Below are 15,864 nucleotides of genomic sequence, written 5' to 3' on the forward strand. Positions count from 1 at the left end.
AAGAAGAGAAAAACATGATCGAGATTGATGGCTCCGTCGGTGAGGGCGGAGGACAAATCCTGCGGACTTCACTGGCCCTGTCCATGTGCACGGGCCAGCCCTTCGCGCTGAACAAGATCCGCGCTGGCCGCGCCAAGCCCGGCCTGATGCGCCAGCACCTGACTTGCGTGAACGCCGCGGCTGAGATCTGCGGCGCCGAGGTCCAGGGCGCTGAGCTGAATTCGCAATCGCTGAGCTTCACACCAGGCCAGGTGCGCGCGGGCGACTACACCTTCAATGTCGGCACGGCGGGCAGCTGCACGCTCGTGCTGCAGACCGTCTGGCCGGCATTGATGCTGGCCGATGAACCCAGCCAGTTGAAGCTCGGGGGCGGAACGCACAACCCCATGGCGCCGCCCTTCCACTTCCTGGAGCGCAGCTATGCGCCGCTGCTGCGCAAGCTCGGCGCGGAGGTCGAACTCGAACTGCGTCGCCTGGGCTTCTACCCGGCCGGCGGAGGCGAGATCGAAGTCAAGATCTGGCCCGCCGGCGACCGGCTGCAGGCTTTCGATTTGAATGAACGTGGCGCCAAGCTTGAGAGCTACGCCGAATGCTTCGCGCCGGCGCTGCCGCGCTCGGTGGCTCGGCGTGAGCTGCAGCAACTGGGCGCTGACCTTGGCTGGGGTGACGACCAGCTGCGCGAGGCAGCCAGCCGCCAGAACGAAGGACCTGGCAATGCGCTTCTGGCGACGCTGGTGTATGAAAACGTCTGCGAAGTCTTCACCGCGTTTGGCGAGAAGGGTGTCAGCGCCGAACAGGTCGCGCGCGATGTCGTGCGCGAGGTGCGGGCATACCAAGTCAGTGAAGCCGTGCTCGGGCCTCATCTGGCCGACCAGTGGGCACTGCCACTAGCGCTTGCCGTGTGGCGGCGTGGGGGCGAGGCGTCGTACACCTGTACGGAGCTGACGCCTCATGCAACAACGAACTTCGACGTGATCGAGCGGTTTTTGCCGGTGAAGTTCTCAACCGCGGCAATCGCTGGCGGCTTCTCAGTCAAGGTGCAGGTTGCTGACCCATCAGTCGGGCAATCCCTGTTGTAGGAGCTATTGCGACTGAGATATTGTTTTCGAGCGGCTATGGGGGTCCTTCCTTCTAAAACATCTGAACCTAGGGTCCCCGCTTTCCGCTCATCGCCTGCCTCTGGCAGGCGATCTTGTTTCCAGGGAGGAGACGATGAACGAGATCTACCTGCGCCGTCGATCGCGGCTGCATGTGCACCCGGGAACGGGCGGCGTCACGCCACAGCAGATGGCGACGATGCTCAAGGAGCTTGAGCCGCTGGGCTTCGTGCTGGCCGATGAAGTGGTTTCGCGCCTGTCCACACTGACACCCGAGGAAGTAGCGCGACTTCTACGCGATGCAACGCAGGAGATGCGCAAGCTCGTGGGCGCGCACCGCCAGCATGTGCCATTGCACCCCGGCTTCCCAACACAGGTGATGGCGCTGACAGAGGCGCAGCTGTACCTCGACGCGGTGAGCCACTACGTGAGCCTGCGCCGGTTGCCGGCCACGGACGAGCAGCGCCCGCCGCTGCTGCACAACCGCGCCCCGCGCGTTGTGGAACTCGGATCGGTGGAGGACTTCGAGGTCATCTGCACGCGGCTCGCGGGATCGGCGGCATCACTGTCCGCGCAGGATCAAGCCGACCTGACTTGGTTCGTGTGCCAGTACCGTGCCGACGTTTTCCGTCTGCTACCAGCCAAGTTTTCGTTCAAGGAGAACCTGGCTTTGCTGGGCGCCCAGTTGGTGTTGCATGTGGAGGAGGACGAGCGCACGCAGCACTTCGTCGAAACACATTTCCGCACTGCGACCGACGTGCTGCGCCTGGCCGTGGGTTTGTCCGGCGGTGATGTGTCGCTGGCTGCACCTTCGCGCTTCGCCCGTTTTCCGCGCCGTCAACGGCGGCTGCTGCTCGCCCTGCTGGAGGGCTGTGGCGGCCTGACGGAAGACATGCGTCGCCGCGTGGAGCAATTCAAGCGCCTGGGCGAGCGACTGCATCCGGGAGAGCACGCCGAGCGCTACCCGAAGACGGTTGCAGCATTTACGGTGATCCGCGACGGCTTGCCCTTCACGAGCTTCAACAGCCGCGTGGAGCAAGCCTTGATCACAGGCGACGTTGCCGGCGCGGCTCAAGCGCTGGAGGCGCGCCCGGGTGAATACGCTCGCCGGCTGGACGTACTGCTACGCAAGAGCGGCGAGCCCGAGGCGTTGCTGAAACGCTTTGCCGAGTTGGCGCCGCGCGTGTCGACTGCCGTGCTGCTGCAGGTGCTCGCGCATTTCAAGGCGCGCGCTGAGAAGGGGCGCCTGCGCGTGTTCTTTCCCAAGGGCGAGGTCGCCAAGGTGTTCGCGCTGCGGGATCGCCGTGCAGCCATCGACGAACGCATCGGGCAACGGGTGGTGCGGGGTTGCGAGGAGGCGCTGTTGGCGCGCTTCGCGCAGTTGCCGCCTTTGGGACGCTGCTACGTGGATCCGGCGTTGGCGAGCTACGTCGTGCCGTTGGCACAACGCGCAGCGTCCAAGACGCTGCGTACCTTTGCGCGTGGCAGTCGCATTTCCGTGCCCGACGGCGGCTTCATCCGGCTCTTCCTTTGGTGGATGAACGGCCGGTCGCGGGTGGACATCGACCTCTCCGTGGTGCTGTACGGCGATGACTACCGCTACATGGACACGGTCGCGTTCTACAACCTGCGCAGCTGGGGTGCACACCACAGTGGCGACATCGTCGATGCCCCGAAGGGCGCGGCCGAGTTCATTGATCTGGACCTGCAGATGCTGCGCGCCCGCGGCGTGCGGTTCGTGATGATGTGCGTCAACAGCTACTCGGGCCAGGCCTACTGTGATCTCCCGGAGTGTTTCGCGGGTTGGATGTTGCGCACGAACCTGAACTCGGGCGAGCCTTTCGAGGCTCGCACCGTGGTGGATCGCGTGGACCTGGCTTCTGACGCGCACATCAGCCTACCGCTGGTGCTGGACCTGCAACGGCGCGAGGTGTTGTGGGCGGACATTGCATTGCAAGAGCATCCGCGCTTCGCCAACAGCGTGGCGAGCAATCTGGCCGGCGTGTCGTTGATGCTGCGCGCGCTCCATGAAATGGTGAAGCCCGACATGCATACGCTGCTATCGCTACACGCGAGGGCACGCGGCACGATCGTAGACAGCCCCGAGGGCGCCGATGCCTGCTTCGGAACGACGCGTGGATGCACTGTCACGCCGCTGGATGGTGACTTGATCAGGTCAGACTATGTTCAGTAAGCGTCTGAACGGTTGGTCCGTTGTATTCGTAATTTGCGCCACGCTTTGGTTTGAATTGGCACTTCCGCAAAGCGCTTCTGCCAGCACGCGCCTCGAACTTCCAAACACGGCGACGAGCGAACAGAAACAGGAGATCGCCCGACTTAAAGCGGAACAAGAGCGCCTTCTCAAACAGCTGAAGCGCGAATTGGCGTCTTTATCGACGGGCTCTACTTCAACGCAGAGTGCTCGCGATCGAGATCGCCGCGCGCAACTGGAGCTCCTGCTGTCTGAAGTCGAAGAACGAATGCGGGCCGAAGGCCGTACTCGTTACGTTACGGCCATGACTGATGACCCTGCTCTCCGCGCGTACTTCGAGCGTGTTCAACGCCGTGTTGAGCGGCAAGGCGATGCCGATTTTCCGAAGGCCAACGGCAAGTCGCTGCATGGGAGAGTCGTAGTGAGCTTTGCGCTTACACCGGTAGGCAAGATAGAGCGCATAGACATTGCCCAATCCACCTCGAGTGCACTCTCTCAGCATTCCATCCGGCTTCTTAAGCAACTGGAACCGTTTGAGAGCTTTCCACCTGAAATAGCGAATCGCTTCGATCGAATGGTCATCACAGTGCCGTTTGACTACAAACCGAGAACGAGCCCTGATTGACGATCCATGCGTCTGGCCAGCACGGCTGAACTGAGGGCTCGCACGACAAAATGAAAAAGCCCCTCACCGCGAACGGGAGGGGCAAAGGCTGGAAATGTGTTGCTGCTGCGGTTAGGCGAGCCGCGAGCCTCGCGGGAGCTTGGCTGCCAGCCACTCGTGGACGTCCACGCGGATCTTGCGTCCCTTGAGCAGGAAGTCTTCGTGTCTGCTTGGCACATACGGCATGAAGCACAGCGGCATGCGGGCTTCCTCAGGTGTCCGGTTGGCCTTCAAGGAATTGCACGAGCGGCAGGCCGCGATCGTGTTCATCCAGGTGAGGCGTCCACCCCGGGACTCAGGGACGATATGGTCGACCGTCAACTCACGTTCATCGAACAGCTCCGTGCAGTAGGCGCAGGTGTGGCGGTCGCGCCGAAGCAGCTTGACCTTGGAAAAGACGGGCACCAAATCAAACAGGTTGATCCGTGAGGCACCTCTCAGCGCGATGATGGGCGGCACTTCAACGATCGACTGCAGGCCAGTCAGCGAGTTGGTGCCGCCTCTGAGCACCGCCAGAGGCGCCTCACCCACAGTCCAAACCACGGAATCGGTAGCCAGATGGCCGACAGCTTCCTCGACCGAGATCCATGCCTGCGGGAGGCCGGTGATGTCGAGTTGGAGAACTTCGTGCTGCATCGGGGGCTCCTCCTTTCTGATGGTCAGCGTTGGTGGCGCGATTGCGCGCGGGATTTGGTTCTGTCGAACCGGCTTTGGTCCCCGCCGCAGGGATCGAACCTGCACGCCTTACGGCACGAGCACCTCAAGCTCGCGCGTCTGCCTGATTCCGCCAGGCGGGGTGGGGAGATGTGACTTGGGGTGTGCGATCGGTTTCGAACCGATGCCTCCGGGAATCACAATCCCGGGCTCTTCCAACTGAGCTACGCACACCGCTGGTAAGACCATCAAGTGCTGCCGGCCGCGATTCATGGCCAGTTCATCTCGAACGATCCGTTGGCCCGTCATCCAGACCTTGGTTGGTTGAATGGGGATCTGGCCCAAGAACTGCGCGAGGTGGCTGAGGTGTTGCCACAACTTTGACAACCCGTGCCGGGGTTTGGATGGCGACTCGCAACTCATGAACGAGTCGCTCTAACCGACTGAGTGAACGGATTAAGGAGTCAATGAGTGGTCCCTCGAGCGCGATTTGAACGCGCAGCCTTCCGGTTAAAAGCCGGTTGCTCTCGCCAGTTGAGCTATCGAGGGTATGGACTGGCTCCACCTGCTGGCCTCGAACCCGCGCGCTCCCGGTTAACAGCCGGGCGCTCTACCAAACTGAGCTAAGGTGGAAATGACTGGTACGACGGACACGATTCGAACGTGCGCGCTCCAGGTTCGTAGCCTGGTGCTCTTCCAGCTGAGCTACCGTCGTAGGGTGAAACTGGCAAGGGGTCTGGGATTCGAACCCAGGATCTCCGCAGTCAGAGTGCGGCGCCTTAGACCGGACTTGGCCAACCCCCAATTGAGCTCTTCAAAGCACTGTCACAAGGTGGAAAGGGTGGAAGGACTCGAACCTTCAACCGCCCGGATCAAAACCGGGTGCTCTGCCAATTGAGCTACACCCCACCTGGGACATCCAAACCGTTGGACTGGTGCCCGCAGATGGGATCGAACCATCGGCCGCCGCCTTATCAAGACGGTGCTCTACCGCTGAGCTATGCGAGCAATCTGGTGGAAGCGGCGGGAGTTGAACTCGCGTGCCGACTCTTCGTCGGCCATCCGCTTTCGAGGCGGCACCGTTAGACCACTCCGGCACGCTTCCATGAGTTGTGGCGGGTGCAGCTGGATTTGAACCAGCGCGCCGGCTCGACGCCGACGACCGCTTAGCAGGCGGTTGCCTTAGACCTCTCGGCCATGCACCCTAGACTGGTTCCCGAGCTCGGATTCGAACCGAGAGAGGCCCTGCTTCTGAGGCAGGAAGGTGTACCAAATTTCCATTAGCCACCCGGGACTTGTTGACTGGCGGAGACGACGAGATTCGAACTCGTGAGTCGGCTCGACGCCGACCATCTGTTTTCCAAACAGCGACCTTGGACCACTCGGTCACGTCTCCTTGGCTGTTCTTGCCGGTTGACCAGGCGTTGCATCCCAGGACGCGATGCATGACGCGAAACTACCCTGTGCATTAGCAGGTCAGGGCGTCGATCTGGTGCCGGCGGTCGGGATCGAACCGACATTCCCGAATTCGGGAGACAGGGTTTGGGCCTGCTGCGTGAACCAGTTTCGCCACGCCGGCTCAAGTTGGATGAGAAAGTCGATGGGGGAGCGCGTCCGATTCGAACGGACGACCCGGGCGAGCCGGATTCCGGGGTTCAAGCCTGGCGCGTTCGACCGCTCCGCCAGCGCTCCATGGTCTCGGTCTGGTGCCTCAAGCAGGGCTCGAACCTGCGACGCCCGGCTCTTCAGGCCGGCGCTCTACCCACTGAGCTATCGAGGCAATGTGTGGCGCCCTCGAGGAGGATCGAACTCCCGACTTCCCGCTAGACAGGCGGGCACTCTGGCCGCTGAGTTACGAGGGCAAAAATGGTTGCCGCGCTTTGACGGCAGTCACCGGGTTGCGTCCGGCCGCTCCACCTCTTCACGGGCTTCGCGTCGCGTGCCGAGTCGGGCATCTCGGGTAGCGCCAGCTATCGTGCTGACTGCATCCAAGGCCACGGCCTGGGCTTCTCCGAATTTCGGGTCACCACCTCGGAGCACAGTGGTGAGGTCGCCCGCGCAGCTTTTGCCTGCGCTGTCGATAGTGGTCTCCGTGGACGGGTTCGAACCGCCGACATCCTGCTCCCAAAGCAGGCGCGCTACCAACTGCGCTACACGGAGTAGTTTTGGTGGAACCAGTCGGGATCGAACCGACAACCTCCTGCTTGCAAGGCAGGCGCTCTCCCAGTTGAGCTATGGCCCCATGAAGGGTGATGGTGGGTGCTGACGGGATCGAACCGCCGGCCCGCTGCTTGTAAGGCAGCCGCTCTACCGCTGAGCTAAGCACCCATTTACGCGCATGGTTGTCGGTGACGAGTTCCGACGTCCGCACAATATTTGCGGCCGGTTTCTGGCATCCCGAAGCGCGATCTCGACGGGAGCCTCCTGTTGATGTGGTCGCGCAGGGCGGACTCGAACCGCCGATCTCGGGCTTATGAGGCCCGCGGGTTGCCAGCTTCCCTACCGCGCAATTGCACTGGAGCGGGCCAGGGGAATTGAACCCCTCTACTCAGCTTGGAAGGCTGGTGCCTAAGCCGATCGGCCAGGCCCGCATGAACGAAACAATGGTTGGCTGGCCATGAAGGAGTCGAACCCTCAACCTTCGGATTTGGAATCCGCTGCGCTGCCAGTTGCGCCAATGACCAACTGAAGAAAATGCACGTCGACCGACTTGCACTTTCTGCAGCTGACCGAAGTCAGTACAGAACTCGCCCTGAGACTACGGGAGAGTTCACCAGCACCTGCGTCGGATCATCTGAGCGCTTGCGGCGCTCTTTCCCGACTCGTCCACCAGGGCCCCTTGCGGGCACCCCAGTCTGCTGGCACGGCGGCCTTTTTTAGAAGGAGGCATTTCCTTCGTCGTGTCGCACAACTCGATCTTCTTCCTACTGCCGACCTTGCGGGGCCGTGAGGGTTGCTACACCCGACATGCGGAATCTCATCGAGAGCTGTTGGCCTTGCGAGCCGCGAGCTCCCTCAGTTCACCCGAAGGTGCTGAGGCTTACGCCGCTTTCATGCGACACCGGAAGCGTCTTTGCGTTTGACAGGTGTGGGAATTGAACCCACGACCTTCAGATTACAAGTCTGATGCTCTACCAACTGAGCTAACTGCTACCTGCTGCGGCGTGCGCTTCCAGTGGTTTCGATCCCTTTTGGAGGCCGAAATGCCACACGCCGCTGTGTCGTTCGTCCCGCGGACTACTTGACCGATCTTCCCGACTCGCGTCCACCTTGCGGTGGCCACGCTCCAGTCGATCTGTACGCCGCCCTTGCTTGCGAGGCTCGGACTGTGCGCACTACCCTTTCCGCTATTCGATGGAGAGCTGGTTTGTCTGGCCGGTCGGCACCACCCGTTACCTGTTCGAAGACCTCGGTTCCCCGCATTGCTGCGGGCCGTTGAACCCTCGTCCTTTGCCAGACGCTCTCGTCCCGACTCTGCCCCGCCCAGCTGGTAGGCGAGGCGCCCCTTGCGAGGGCGCGGTGAGCTTGCATGCTTGACCAGACGGATAGCCCGAGGGCTGTCAATCTGGCGTCGGGGGAGGCAGGTCTCCCGACTTTGTGCCGTGTCACCACGGTCTATCTCATCGACCACATGCGGCCGGGAACCGAAGTTCTGAAAGCCTTCACGCGCTTTCAGAACTGCGCTTCTTCTGGGCTGAGTTGCCCTGGTACCCCGTACGGGAGTCGAACCCGTCTGTGCTGGTTGAAAGCCAGCTGACCTCACCCGAAGTCGAACGGGGCAGGGTGAGCGTTGATGAAACTTGGACTCGACGCTCGGATTCGAACCGAGGTGTGCTTGCGCAGACGGTTTTGCAGACCATCGCCTTCGACCGCTTGGCTACATCGAGTCAGAACCCTTCCCGAGGCGCAACTGCGCCTACGGCATCCTGGTGGAGAGACCTGGATTCGAACCAGGACGGAACGAGCCGACCTCCGGGTTACAGCCGGGTGCCCTACCGAGTAGGCGTCCTCTCCAAAACTGGAGCCCCCTGTCCGATTCGAACGGACGATCGCCTGCTTACAAGGCAGGTGCCTTAGACCTCTGGGCTAAGGGGGCAAACATCATCTCGGCTGTGTCCACACGCGATCCACCGCGCTTCCGCAGAAGCGCATTGGTCGCTGCACACCGGCGGCTGCGGCCCTGGTGCACATGCTCACCCTTCGAGATCCTTGGATCCGAACGATGCTTGTGCGCGGGCACACCCGAGATGACCCCGTGGGCGGCGAAGCCCAAGGGATGGAGCAGACGGTGGGGTTCGAACCCACGACCTCAAGGTTGGCAACTTTGCGCGCTACCTACTGCGCTACGCCTGCATGGTGCGATTGACGGACTTCCACCCAGTAGTGGGTCCGAATCGCGGCAAATTTTTAAAGAGCATGCCCCGTATCGGGGCTGGCGACTGGTGTCACCGGTGGCAGCTGCCAGGCTGCGGTCTGAGCCGAAGCTCTTGTTGATTTCGAGGGCCAAAGCACTGAGGCCCGGTTCCTTGCGGATACCGGGCCTCAGTTGAGGGGCTCTTGTGAGCCTGAGTAGGTGCGCCTAAGCGCCCTGCTCTCCCGGTGGGGGCTGGTACTCGAATCCTGCGAACCACGACATCGTTTGGGTGATGTGTGTCCTGCAGACCGAGTCCATGCCCCGATCAAGAATCTCGTGTGCGACGACGCAACCCAAGCCATTGGCTCGGGCCAGTTCGCGGGCGCACCGACCCTGGGCGGGTCGCTGGCTTGAACTGAATAGGTTGCGTTTCACGTTGAGTCCTGATGTCGAAAAGGTTGAAGTGGTCGATAGAGCCGTCTTGGCAGCTGCACTGATGTTGATCAATGCGGCGCTTCGGTTAGCGAATAACTGCATTGTGAAGAGTGTTCACTTGCGAAGTCAAGCGTTTTGCGAAAAATCTTCACAAGTAGAATGCGTGAAGACTTTTCGCAACACTTCGAGATCCCCGCACGACCCCGTGCTGGCAGCGCCACGAGACCCGGATGTCCAGCCCGCCCAACATCACTACGATCCGACGCATCAACGCTCACAGCCTGTTTCAGCAGTACGCCGAGGAGCGCATCAGCGCTGGCGAGCCGCCGAAGGGGTTGGAAGCGGCCTGGGCTTCGCACATCGGCGTGAGCGGGGCCACCTGGTCGATGGCCAAGAGCGGCGCCCGTCCGATCGGTCACAAGCTGGCCAAACAAATCGAATCGCACTGCGGCGTCGAGCAGGGGTGGCTGGACATTGAGCGCGCGCCTCAAGGACTCAGCGGACCGGAACAGCAATTCTTGGCCTTGGCCCTAAAGGTCTATCGCGCGACGAACAGCGGTGGCCGCAAGGATCTGCGGCGCATGCTGACGGAATTTCGCAAAGACTAAGCCGCGAGATTCCGTCCAGGTCCAGGCGCAGCCTTTGCGGGCTAGAGCTCGCCCCGTCTTCGCCGGGCGCAAGCGCTAGACGGGCCGACGGCATTCGCCTCGGATGGCCGTCGCACTGGTCAGCCTTGAGTGAGAACCGACATTGTTGGGTCTCGTTTAGCGCCGTAGGCCCCGGCCTTGGATGGCAGGCAGTTGGCGCGCTTCAGCTCACGCAGGTCTGACGCGGCGTCTCATTCAGTTCTGTATTCGACCGAGCGCTCGTCACTTAGCTCTGAATTTCGAACCGGCCTTATCGAGCCATACCGGAGTTTGCTCCGTTGGTCTGGGAGTCAAGGCGATCGCATGCAACGCCACATGAAGTGACGAACGTGCGCGAAGCCTACTGGCTGCCGCGCACGCGGTTTGAGCCGACGTAGCCGCGCCCGCTACTCCCCTGTTAGCTCAACGAACAACGGCGCCCTACCCCCGCCCGGACCGGTGGGGAATCCTGCGTAGGCCTTTGAAACTCGTTGACAGTAGGCGCGGTTCTTCTCGACGAAAACCTCAATTCCGCATTCAACGTCAATGTGCCTGGGGCCGGGGTGACTCGTAATCAGCTCACCGGTGTTCTTGACCTTGTCCAGCTCGATGACCCAAGGGTTGAAACCGTGAGCTCGGTAAGCTGATTCATAGCGGCGCGCGTCTTTGGAACTGAGCACGGCCATGCGTGACTTGTCGATGGAGCCATACGTCGATTTCAACTGTGCGATTTCATCGGTTGGGCAAGTTTTGCCGTCCCAAGCCCAGCCCCCTAGCAACTTTCGAATGCTCTTTCCATTAGCGTCCGAGACGTCGATCGAAAACTGTGAAAGTTGCGCAGCGCTGTGATCAAGATGCTGGTGAATCCGGAACTGAAAGTGGCGCACGTCTTGCCCAAAGAACGTCACATCGGGCGTGCCGTCAAGTTGACCTAGAAAGCGTTCAACCTCGGATCTCCAGAAGCTCTCGAATCCGACAAAGGCGGCGAACGCGCGAATCGTGTAGTCCCACGAAGGACCCACTTTCGGACTGGACTTGGCGTTAAAGAAATACCTATTCGTGCGCGGCGCACTAGGCCCTAGGTCTTGTGCGACAACACACCGCTGCATCTCTGCCAGGTCGTGCACCAAGTCGTTCTTCGGCCAAGCACCGATTGAGAACAATTCTTTGAGCGGCCGGGTCTCCAGGATTGCCGAGATTTTCTCCGGCGTACCCATCCGCATCGTTGCGAACGCAAACTCGACCTCTTTGCACTGACTCGTCAGCCAATCGAGCACAGACGCCTCTTCTTTCCAGCCCTCGTACCGATGGCTCGGAGGTTCGACATCGTCGCCTTCATCAAGATCAGCGGTCCGCAAGGCCTGGCTCACACCATCGATGGCTTCGTCACCAATTCTCCACATGCACAAAATCGCCAAGTCCTCTTCGCCGATGACTGGCTCGAACTGAAGAAGTGCAGCGCGAACTGCCGGGATCAATTTCGATGCTTTCCTCAGGTCATTGACTACCGACAACATCGCTCCTTCCTTCGCTTGAAGAAGGCGCGTGTCCGGGCAAAGCTTGGGCAGACTATCCACTGGCAACAAGACTCGCTCATCAACTTTGACGCTCCCCTGCTCCGCACTCACCTCAAATCCTTTGACGTTGACCGTTGCGGCCGCTCGAAAGAACGCAAGCGGCGTGTCCAACTCGTGCCAGTGCGTAGAGACGACAAAGCACCTCAGCTTCTGCTCGTCGACGTGCTGCGTAGTCAGGAACGCGGAGATGTACTTGCTGAGCTCATGCAGCGCTTGGCGAGCAGCTTGATCGCTTCTCTTGACCTCGATGATGACGAAACATCCATAGCGGTCCTTCGCCAGGATGTCCAAGGCGCCGTTTGCACCCTGCATGCTCTTGATCGAATAGTTGGTAGCAACCAGCGCCAGTCCAGGCTCGATCAGTCCAAGATTCGCGGCTAGGTAGTCACGAAGTTTGTCTTCGTTTCGGAATAGTCCCAGAACAGGCGTCTGATTCACTTTCACTCCCATGATGCAAGCTCAATCTTCGGAACTTCACCGATCCTATGACCTCGGCACTAGGTCGACCGCATCAACCTGGGGCTTCCGTTAAGGCCCGCAGCAAAGAAAGAGCCCCCGCTGCCTGCCAAGCAAGCAACAGGGGCGGGGAAGGCTCAGCCTTTCAGCCGAGCACTTCAGTCACGATGCCGGCGCCAACGGTCTTGCCGCCTTCACGCATGGCGAACCGCATGCCGTTCTCGATCGCGACGGGCTTGCTCAGCTCGAAGCTGATCAGAGCCTGCGCGCCGGGCTCGACAACGCCGGCCTCGGCGTCGACGCTGATGACGCCGGTCACGTCAGTCGGGCCGAAGAAGAACTGCGGCTGGTAGCCGGAGCCGAACGGCGTGTGGCGGCCGCCTTCGTCCTTGCTGAGAACGAAGATCTGGGCACGCCCCGTGCGGTAAGGCTTCAGCGCGCCAGGCTTCACCACGACCTGGCCGCGCACGACGTCGTCACGCTTGACGCCGCGCAGCAGCAGGCCCACGTTCATGCCGGCACGGCCCTCAGCCACGTCCTTGTGGAAGGACTGCACGCCGGTGACCACGACAGGCTCATCGCCGGCCGAGCTGAGCCCGACGATCTCCAGGACGTCGCCCACACGGATCACGCCGCGCTCAACACGACCACTGACGACAGTGCCGCGGCCCGCGATGGTGTGCACGGCCTCGACGGGCATCATGAACGGGCTGGCGTAGTCGCGCACCGGGTCAGGGATGCGCGAGTCCAGTGCGTTCACCAGCTCGACGATGCATTGCACGTCCGGGCCATCCAGCTCGCCACGTTCAGCGGCGGCCAGCGCCTTCATGGCGCTGCCGAAAACGAAGGCGGGCTCCGTGTAGCCATGGGTGGCCAGCAGAGCGCCGATCTCCATCTCGATCAGCTCGGCGATGTCGGCGCGGTCGCTCTCGGGCACGAGGTCCATCTTGTTCACGAACACCACCATGTGGCCCACGTTCACCTGGCGAGCCAGGAGCACGTGCTCGATGGTCTGACGGGCGGCGCCTTCGGTGCCGTCCACCAGCAGGATGGCGCCGTCCATCTGCGAGGCGCCGGTGATCATGTTCTTGATGTAGTCGGCGTGGCCCGGGCAGTCGATGTGCGCATAGTGGCGCTTGTCCGACTCATACTCCACGTGCGAGGTGTTGATCGTGATGCCGCGCTCGCGCTCTTCCTTGGCGTTGTCGATCTGCCCATAGGACAGGGCACGGCCGCCAAAGCGTGCGGCCTGCACGGAGGTGAGAGCGGCCGTCAGCGTCGTCTTGCCGTGATCGACGTGACCGATCGTGCCGACGTTGACGTGGACCTTGGTGGTCATGATGTTTCTCCAGTTCATTGGTGAGTGAAAAGCCGGTTCGGCCCACTGGCCAGGTGGACCTATCGGCGGGGTGTCGGCGCGCGCGCCAGACCTGGTGTGCCCGCTTGCGCGGACGAATACAAAAAAAGCCTGCGGGGTGTGGGCCACCCGGCAGGCTTTTTCAATTCGCCTGAAGGATGGACCTCCAGGCACACGCAGGCCCGGAGGGATCTACACGGACCACTCCACGAAGGGGACGCACAGCACGGCGCTGGTTGCAGCGCGTGCGGCGAGGAATGAGGACGAATCTCGATCGAGGCTCATGGCCTGGGTCTCCAACGGACGACGGAAAAAACAAAACCCGGTGGCTTGCGGCCTACCGGGTTTCATTGAACTCAGGAGGCCGAGCCTCCGGATGGAAAAGCTCTAGGGAAGCAGTGCTGCGTCATACGCCGCGCGCAGCGAATCCACCGCTGCATAGCGGGTCGTCGATGCGGTTTGAGCGCGTTGTGAGGTCAGGAGCTGCTTCATGGCGTCCGAAGGCTAACACCCTGATGGGCGGGAAGCAACGGAGGCGTTGTGCGCGCGCAGCAGCTCGGATACCCGAGCCGCAAACCTATCCTCTGGCAAGGACGCCTAAGTTACGGCTTCGACCGGCTGTCCACGATGCGGAGCAGGAGGCTCGCCAACATGACCTGTTCTTGGGCTTCTCGGATGTCGTCGATGGTGACTTCCCGATGCGAAACCGGGTTCTTGAAACATCCGATCGCGCCCGCGAACAGGTGAGCTCTGGACTCGCGCTCGCCCGCCGGCTTTGTCATGTCGCTCAGCGGCCCGTTGTTCACATTGAAGGCTTGGCGCATCAAGTCCATCCCGACTTCTTTGTCCAGATATTTGCCTGCAGCTCGCACCGCAATCTCTACCGCGCGGAAGGCCTTGAACACCGCCGTGCCCGGATCGCCGCGCACGATGTCAAGCCAGACCTCTTCACGGATCGCCGGATGCAGCAGCGCCTTCGGAAACTCAAGGCTGCCGACGTAAGTCCTGAAGGCGGTTTCGTCCAAGAGCGTCTCGGCTCGTCGACTCAGCCGCACCCAGCCAGACACCGTTGACTCGATCTTGGGGACCAGCAGGCCCTGGACGCAAAGCCAATTCCAAGCCTCGGCAAACGCGGCCTCGGCGTCGGCCCGCTTGTGGGCCGGGTATGGGCACTGCATGTCGACCCGATCCTGAAAATCGGAGGTGAACGCCGTGGGGTGAACTGAACCGTTTTGCAGTCGCTGGGCAGCCAGCCGCAATACCGTCGAGGCCAGTTCTTCGGGTGCAAGCCGAAGCAGAACCTCAACGCCGGGAATCATGGATCCGAGGGTGCTCATGAACGCAGTCTATGCCGCGCATAACCAGGCGCACTCAGGCTCTATACGAAGAAGTGCTCGTCGGCCATGGCCTCAAACTGCCCAACTATTTCATCAAGAAAGTCTCCAGTTGCTCGCGCGTAAGCCGCGAAGTCTTGCGCGGAAATAAATAGGTCTTGCCCGGCAAGCGGAAGGCGCACATGAGACGCCGTGTAGAGCTCAGGGGCGTCCGGCATTAGCTCCCGCAACGACGGATCTTCGAAGAGATCCGGGCGCAACGCGCGCAGTTGCGTTGCCGAAGATCCAGCGCCGTGCTTGGCGGTGTTGGCGACGAGGCGTAGCTCGTCGACTCGCTGCCAGGATGGGAGCGCACGCAGATCTACGCGGAAGTGCCTTCGGTACCAGTCAGCGACGACGTCGAGCTTCGTGTCAGAAGGTGGGTTGACGTCAAAGCTGGCGTCGCGACACAAGTCGCAAAGCAGTTGCTCCAGCAGGTGGAAAAGTCCAACGGCATACAGCGTCAGCGAGGTCCGGCGCAGACTGTCCATGGTGTTGTAGAACGCCTCGCCAGCCTCTTGCGCTCCGTCGGCGAAGTCACCAAAGTCCCCGTCAAATTCGTGTGAGGCGGGTTCGGCGCCAAGGCGGGCAAACTCCGCCTCTGCGATCCGGCTTGCACGTTCGTTCAGGCCCGAGAACACGGGCAGGATTTCCGTCTGGACGGTCTCGGTGTAGCCCGCCACGTAGGGCACAACCCCATGTCGGATGCGCCGAGAAAGATAGTGTCCAGTTACAGGCATTGGTCTCGTCGCCGGTTGTAGTCAGGCTGAATGATGCTAGTCGGTCTGACCGCCTCTCCACCTGGGCTTTCTTGCGGTTTACGGCGCAGGCTTCGAACTCGCCAGCGGCCCGGATACGGCCCCGGCGTCGCTTCACTGAGCGTCAGCGGCCGCCGTTGGCACCGCGTGACGTGGCATCGTCTTCGGCATATCCTGCGCAGCAAGCTCATTCGCCTGCAATCATGCGTCCGCTCAATCACAAGCAGATCTTTCTGGATACCTTGCGGCTGTATTTCGCGCCGCTGGTCGGCGCGGTCCGTGGAGCCTGCAGGGAGGTGAC

9 protein-coding genes, 26 tRNA genes and 1 pseudogene are annotated in these 15,864 nt (G+C 61.5%); 5 read left to right on the top strand and 31 right to left on the bottom strand.

Annotation, left to right across the window (positions count from 1 at the left end):
- Window positions 1-14: 14 nt before the first annotated feature.
- From rtcA to ASC91_RS28915, 3 genes are all read left to right on the top strand, one after another.
- Window positions 15-1,079: an RNA 3'-terminal phosphate cyclase gene (rtcA, locus tag ASC91_RS18320; protein ID WP_056201263.1), complete on the top strand. Its 1,065-nt coding sequence runs from the start codon at window positions 15-17 to the stop codon at window positions 1,077-1,079.
- 133 nt (window positions 1,080-1,212) lie between these two features.
- Complete coding sequence (locus ASC91_RS18325) at window positions 1,213-3,291, top strand: TerD family protein (protein WP_056199989.1); 2,079 nt, start codon at window positions 1,213-1,215, stop codon at window positions 3,289-3,291.
- Window positions 3,281-3,934, top strand: a complete 654-nt coding sequence (locus ASC91_RS28915) for an energy transducer TonB (protein ID WP_082532803.1) — start codon at window positions 3,281-3,283, stop codon at window positions 3,932-3,934. Before ASC91_RS18325 ends, ASC91_RS28915 begins: the two co-directional genes overlap by 11 nt.
- 111 nt (window positions 3,935-4,045) lie before the next feature.
- On the opposite strand, the gene ASC91_RS18335 is transcribed toward ASC91_RS28915, so the two are convergent.
- From ASC91_RS18335 to ASC91_RS18470, 27 genes are all read right to left on the bottom strand, one after another.
- Window positions 4,046-4,609, bottom strand: a complete 564-nt coding sequence (locus ASC91_RS18335) for an HNH endonuclease (RefSeq protein ID WP_056199995.1) — start codon at window positions 4,607-4,609, stop codon at window positions 4,046-4,048.
- A gap of 75 nt (window positions 4,610-4,684) precedes the next feature.
- Window positions 4,685-4,770 (bottom strand) — tRNA-Leu (locus ASC91_RS18340).
- A 15-nt stretch (window positions 4,771-4,785) separates the two neighbouring features.
- A tRNA-His gene (locus ASC91_RS18345) sits at window positions 4,786-4,861 on the bottom strand.
- A 238-nt stretch (window positions 4,862-5,099) separates the two neighbouring features.
- Window positions 5,100-5,176: transfer RNA gene (locus ASC91_RS18350), tRNA-Lys, on the bottom strand.
- Window positions 5,177-5,183: 7 nt separating this feature from the next.
- Window positions 5,184-5,260, bottom strand: a tRNA-Asn gene (locus tag ASC91_RS18355).
- 6 nt (window positions 5,261-5,266) lie between these two features.
- Window positions 5,267-5,342 (bottom strand) — tRNA-Arg (locus ASC91_RS18360).
- 218 nt (window positions 5,343-5,560) lie between these two features.
- Window positions 5,561-5,635 (bottom strand) — tRNA-Ile (locus tag ASC91_RS18375).
- Window positions 5,636-5,639: 4 nt separating this feature from the next.
- Window positions 5,640-5,732, bottom strand: a tRNA-Ser gene (locus tag ASC91_RS18380).
- Between the two features lie 8 nt (window positions 5,733-5,740).
- Window positions 5,741-5,832, bottom strand: a tRNA-Ser gene (locus ASC91_RS18385).
- Between the two features lie 5 nt (window positions 5,833-5,837).
- A tRNA-Leu gene (locus ASC91_RS29555) sits at window positions 5,838-5,921 on the bottom strand.
- 9 nt (window positions 5,922-5,930) lie between these two features.
- Window positions 5,931-6,023: transfer RNA gene (locus ASC91_RS18390), tRNA-Ser, on the bottom strand.
- A 94-nt stretch (window positions 6,024-6,117) separates the two neighbouring features.
- Window positions 6,118-6,206, bottom strand: a tRNA-Leu gene (locus ASC91_RS18395).
- A gap of 22 nt (window positions 6,207-6,228) precedes the next feature.
- Window positions 6,229-6,319, bottom strand: a tRNA-Ser gene (locus ASC91_RS18400).
- Window positions 6,320-6,331: 12 nt separating this feature from the next.
- Window positions 6,332-6,407, bottom strand: a tRNA-Phe gene (locus tag ASC91_RS18405).
- 6 nt (window positions 6,408-6,413) lie between these two features.
- Window positions 6,414-6,489: transfer RNA gene (locus tag ASC91_RS18410), tRNA-Asp, on the bottom strand.
- A gap of 222 nt (window positions 6,490-6,711) precedes the next feature.
- Window positions 6,712-6,787 (bottom strand) — tRNA-Pro (locus tag ASC91_RS18415).
- A 6-nt stretch (window positions 6,788-6,793) separates the two neighbouring features.
- Window positions 6,794-6,869 (bottom strand) — tRNA-Ala (locus ASC91_RS18420).
- A gap of 11 nt (window positions 6,870-6,880) precedes the next feature.
- Window positions 6,881-6,955, bottom strand: a tRNA-Val gene (locus ASC91_RS18425).
- 105 nt (window positions 6,956-7,060) lie between these two features.
- A tRNA-Met gene (locus ASC91_RS18430) sits at window positions 7,061-7,136 on the bottom strand.
- 7 nt (window positions 7,137-7,143) lie between these two features.
- Window positions 7,144-7,218 (bottom strand) — tRNA-Gly (locus ASC91_RS18435).
- Between the two features lie 17 nt (window positions 7,219-7,235).
- A tRNA-Trp gene (locus ASC91_RS18440) sits at window positions 7,236-7,311 on the bottom strand.
- A 395-nt stretch (window positions 7,312-7,706) separates the two neighbouring features.
- Window positions 7,707-7,780, bottom strand: a tRNA-Thr gene (locus tag ASC91_RS18445).
- Window positions 7,781-8,332: 552 nt separating this feature from the next.
- Window positions 8,333-8,407, bottom strand: a tRNA-Glu gene (locus tag ASC91_RS18450).
- Between the two features lie 21 nt (window positions 8,408-8,428).
- Window positions 8,429-8,514 (bottom strand) — tRNA-Cys (locus tag ASC91_RS18455).
- 40 nt (window positions 8,515-8,554) lie between these two features.
- A tRNA-Tyr gene (locus tag ASC91_RS18460) sits at window positions 8,555-8,641 on the bottom strand.
- A 5-nt stretch (window positions 8,642-8,646) separates the two neighbouring features.
- Window positions 8,647-8,723 (bottom strand) — tRNA-Thr (locus ASC91_RS18465).
- Between the two features lie 181 nt (window positions 8,724-8,904).
- A tRNA-Gly gene (locus ASC91_RS18470) sits at window positions 8,905-8,980 on the bottom strand.
- Window positions 8,981-9,646: 666 nt separating this feature from the next.
- On the opposite strand from ASC91_RS18470, the gene ASC91_RS18475 reads away from it, so the two are divergent.
- Window positions 9,647-10,024, top strand: coding sequence for a hypothetical protein (locus ASC91_RS18475; RefSeq protein WP_056199998.1), 378 nt, complete (start codon window positions 9,647-9,649; stop codon window positions 10,022-10,024).
- A 425-nt stretch (window positions 10,025-10,449) separates the two neighbouring features.
- Here ASC91_RS18475 and ASC91_RS18480 read toward each other — a convergent pair whose 3' ends face one another.
- Together ASC91_RS18480 and ASC91_RS18485 are read right to left on the bottom strand one after the other, a co-directional pair.
- Complete coding sequence (locus ASC91_RS18480; protein WP_235532026.1) at window positions 10,450-12,057, bottom strand: endonuclease NucS domain-containing protein; 1,608 nt, start codon at window positions 12,055-12,057, stop codon at window positions 10,450-10,452.
- Between the two features lie 163 nt (window positions 12,058-12,220).
- Window positions 12,221-13,414, bottom strand: coding sequence for an elongation factor Tu (locus ASC91_RS18485; protein ID WP_235532027.1), 1,194 nt, complete (start codon window positions 13,412-13,414; stop codon window positions 12,221-12,223).
- 275 nt (window positions 13,415-13,689) lie between these two features.
- Here ASC91_RS18485 and ASC91_RS30950 point away from each other — a divergent pair.
- Window positions 13,690-13,896 (top strand): annotated as a pseudogene (locus ASC91_RS30950) (glutamate-cysteine ligase family protein); the annotation flags it as partial.
- 138 nt (window positions 13,897-14,034) lie between these two features.
- Here the strand turns inward: ASC91_RS30950 and ASC91_RS18490 are convergent.
- Window positions 14,035-14,769 carry a TIGR02391 family protein gene (locus ASC91_RS18490; protein ID WP_056200005.1) on the bottom strand — a complete coding sequence of 245 codons (735 nt, stop codon included), beginning with the start codon at window positions 14,767-14,769 and terminating at the stop codon, window positions 14,035-14,037.
- A 41-nt stretch (window positions 14,770-14,810) separates the two neighbouring features.
- Window positions 14,811-15,488, bottom strand: coding sequence for a hypothetical protein (locus tag ASC91_RS18495; protein ID WP_157281795.1), 678 nt, complete (start codon window positions 15,486-15,488; stop codon window positions 14,811-14,813).
- Window positions 15,489-15,864: the final 376 nt, after the last annotated feature.

The sequence above is a fragment of the Pelomonas sp. Root1237 genome, from assembly GCF_001425055.1.
In the GTDB taxonomy this organism is placed as follows: Bacteria; Pseudomonadota; Gammaproteobacteria; order Burkholderiales; family Burkholderiaceae_C; genus Pelomonas.

Bases quoted from the DNA above. Each gene is read 5' to 3' on its own strand.
- ASC91_RS18475 (WP_056199998.1), top strand. From the start codon at position 9,647: ATGTCCAGCCCGCCCAACATCACTACGATCCGACGCATCAACGCTCAC.
- ASC91_RS18325 (WP_056199989.1), top strand. From the start codon at position 1,213: ATGAACGAGATCTACCTGCGCCGTCGATCGCGGCTGCATGTGCACCCG.
- ASC91_RS28915 (WP_082532803.1), top strand. From the start codon at position 3,281: ATGTTCAGTAAGCGTCTGAACGGTTGGTCCGTTGTATTCGTAATTTGC.
- ASC91_RS18485 (WP_235532027.1), bottom strand. From the start codon at position 13,414: ATGACCACCAAGGTCCACGTCAACGTCGGCACGATCGGTCACGTCGAT.
- ASC91_RS18490 (WP_056200005.1), bottom strand. From the start codon at position 14,769: ATGAGCACCCTCGGATCCATGATTCCCGGCGTTGAGGTTCTGCTTCGG.
- rtcA (WP_056201263.1), top strand. From the start codon at position 15: ATGATCGAGATTGATGGCTCCGTCGGTGAGGGCGGAGGACAAATCCTG.
- ASC91_RS18335 (WP_056199995.1), bottom strand. From the start codon at position 4,609: ATGCAGCACGAAGTTCTCCAACTCGACATCACCGGCCTCCCGCAGGCA.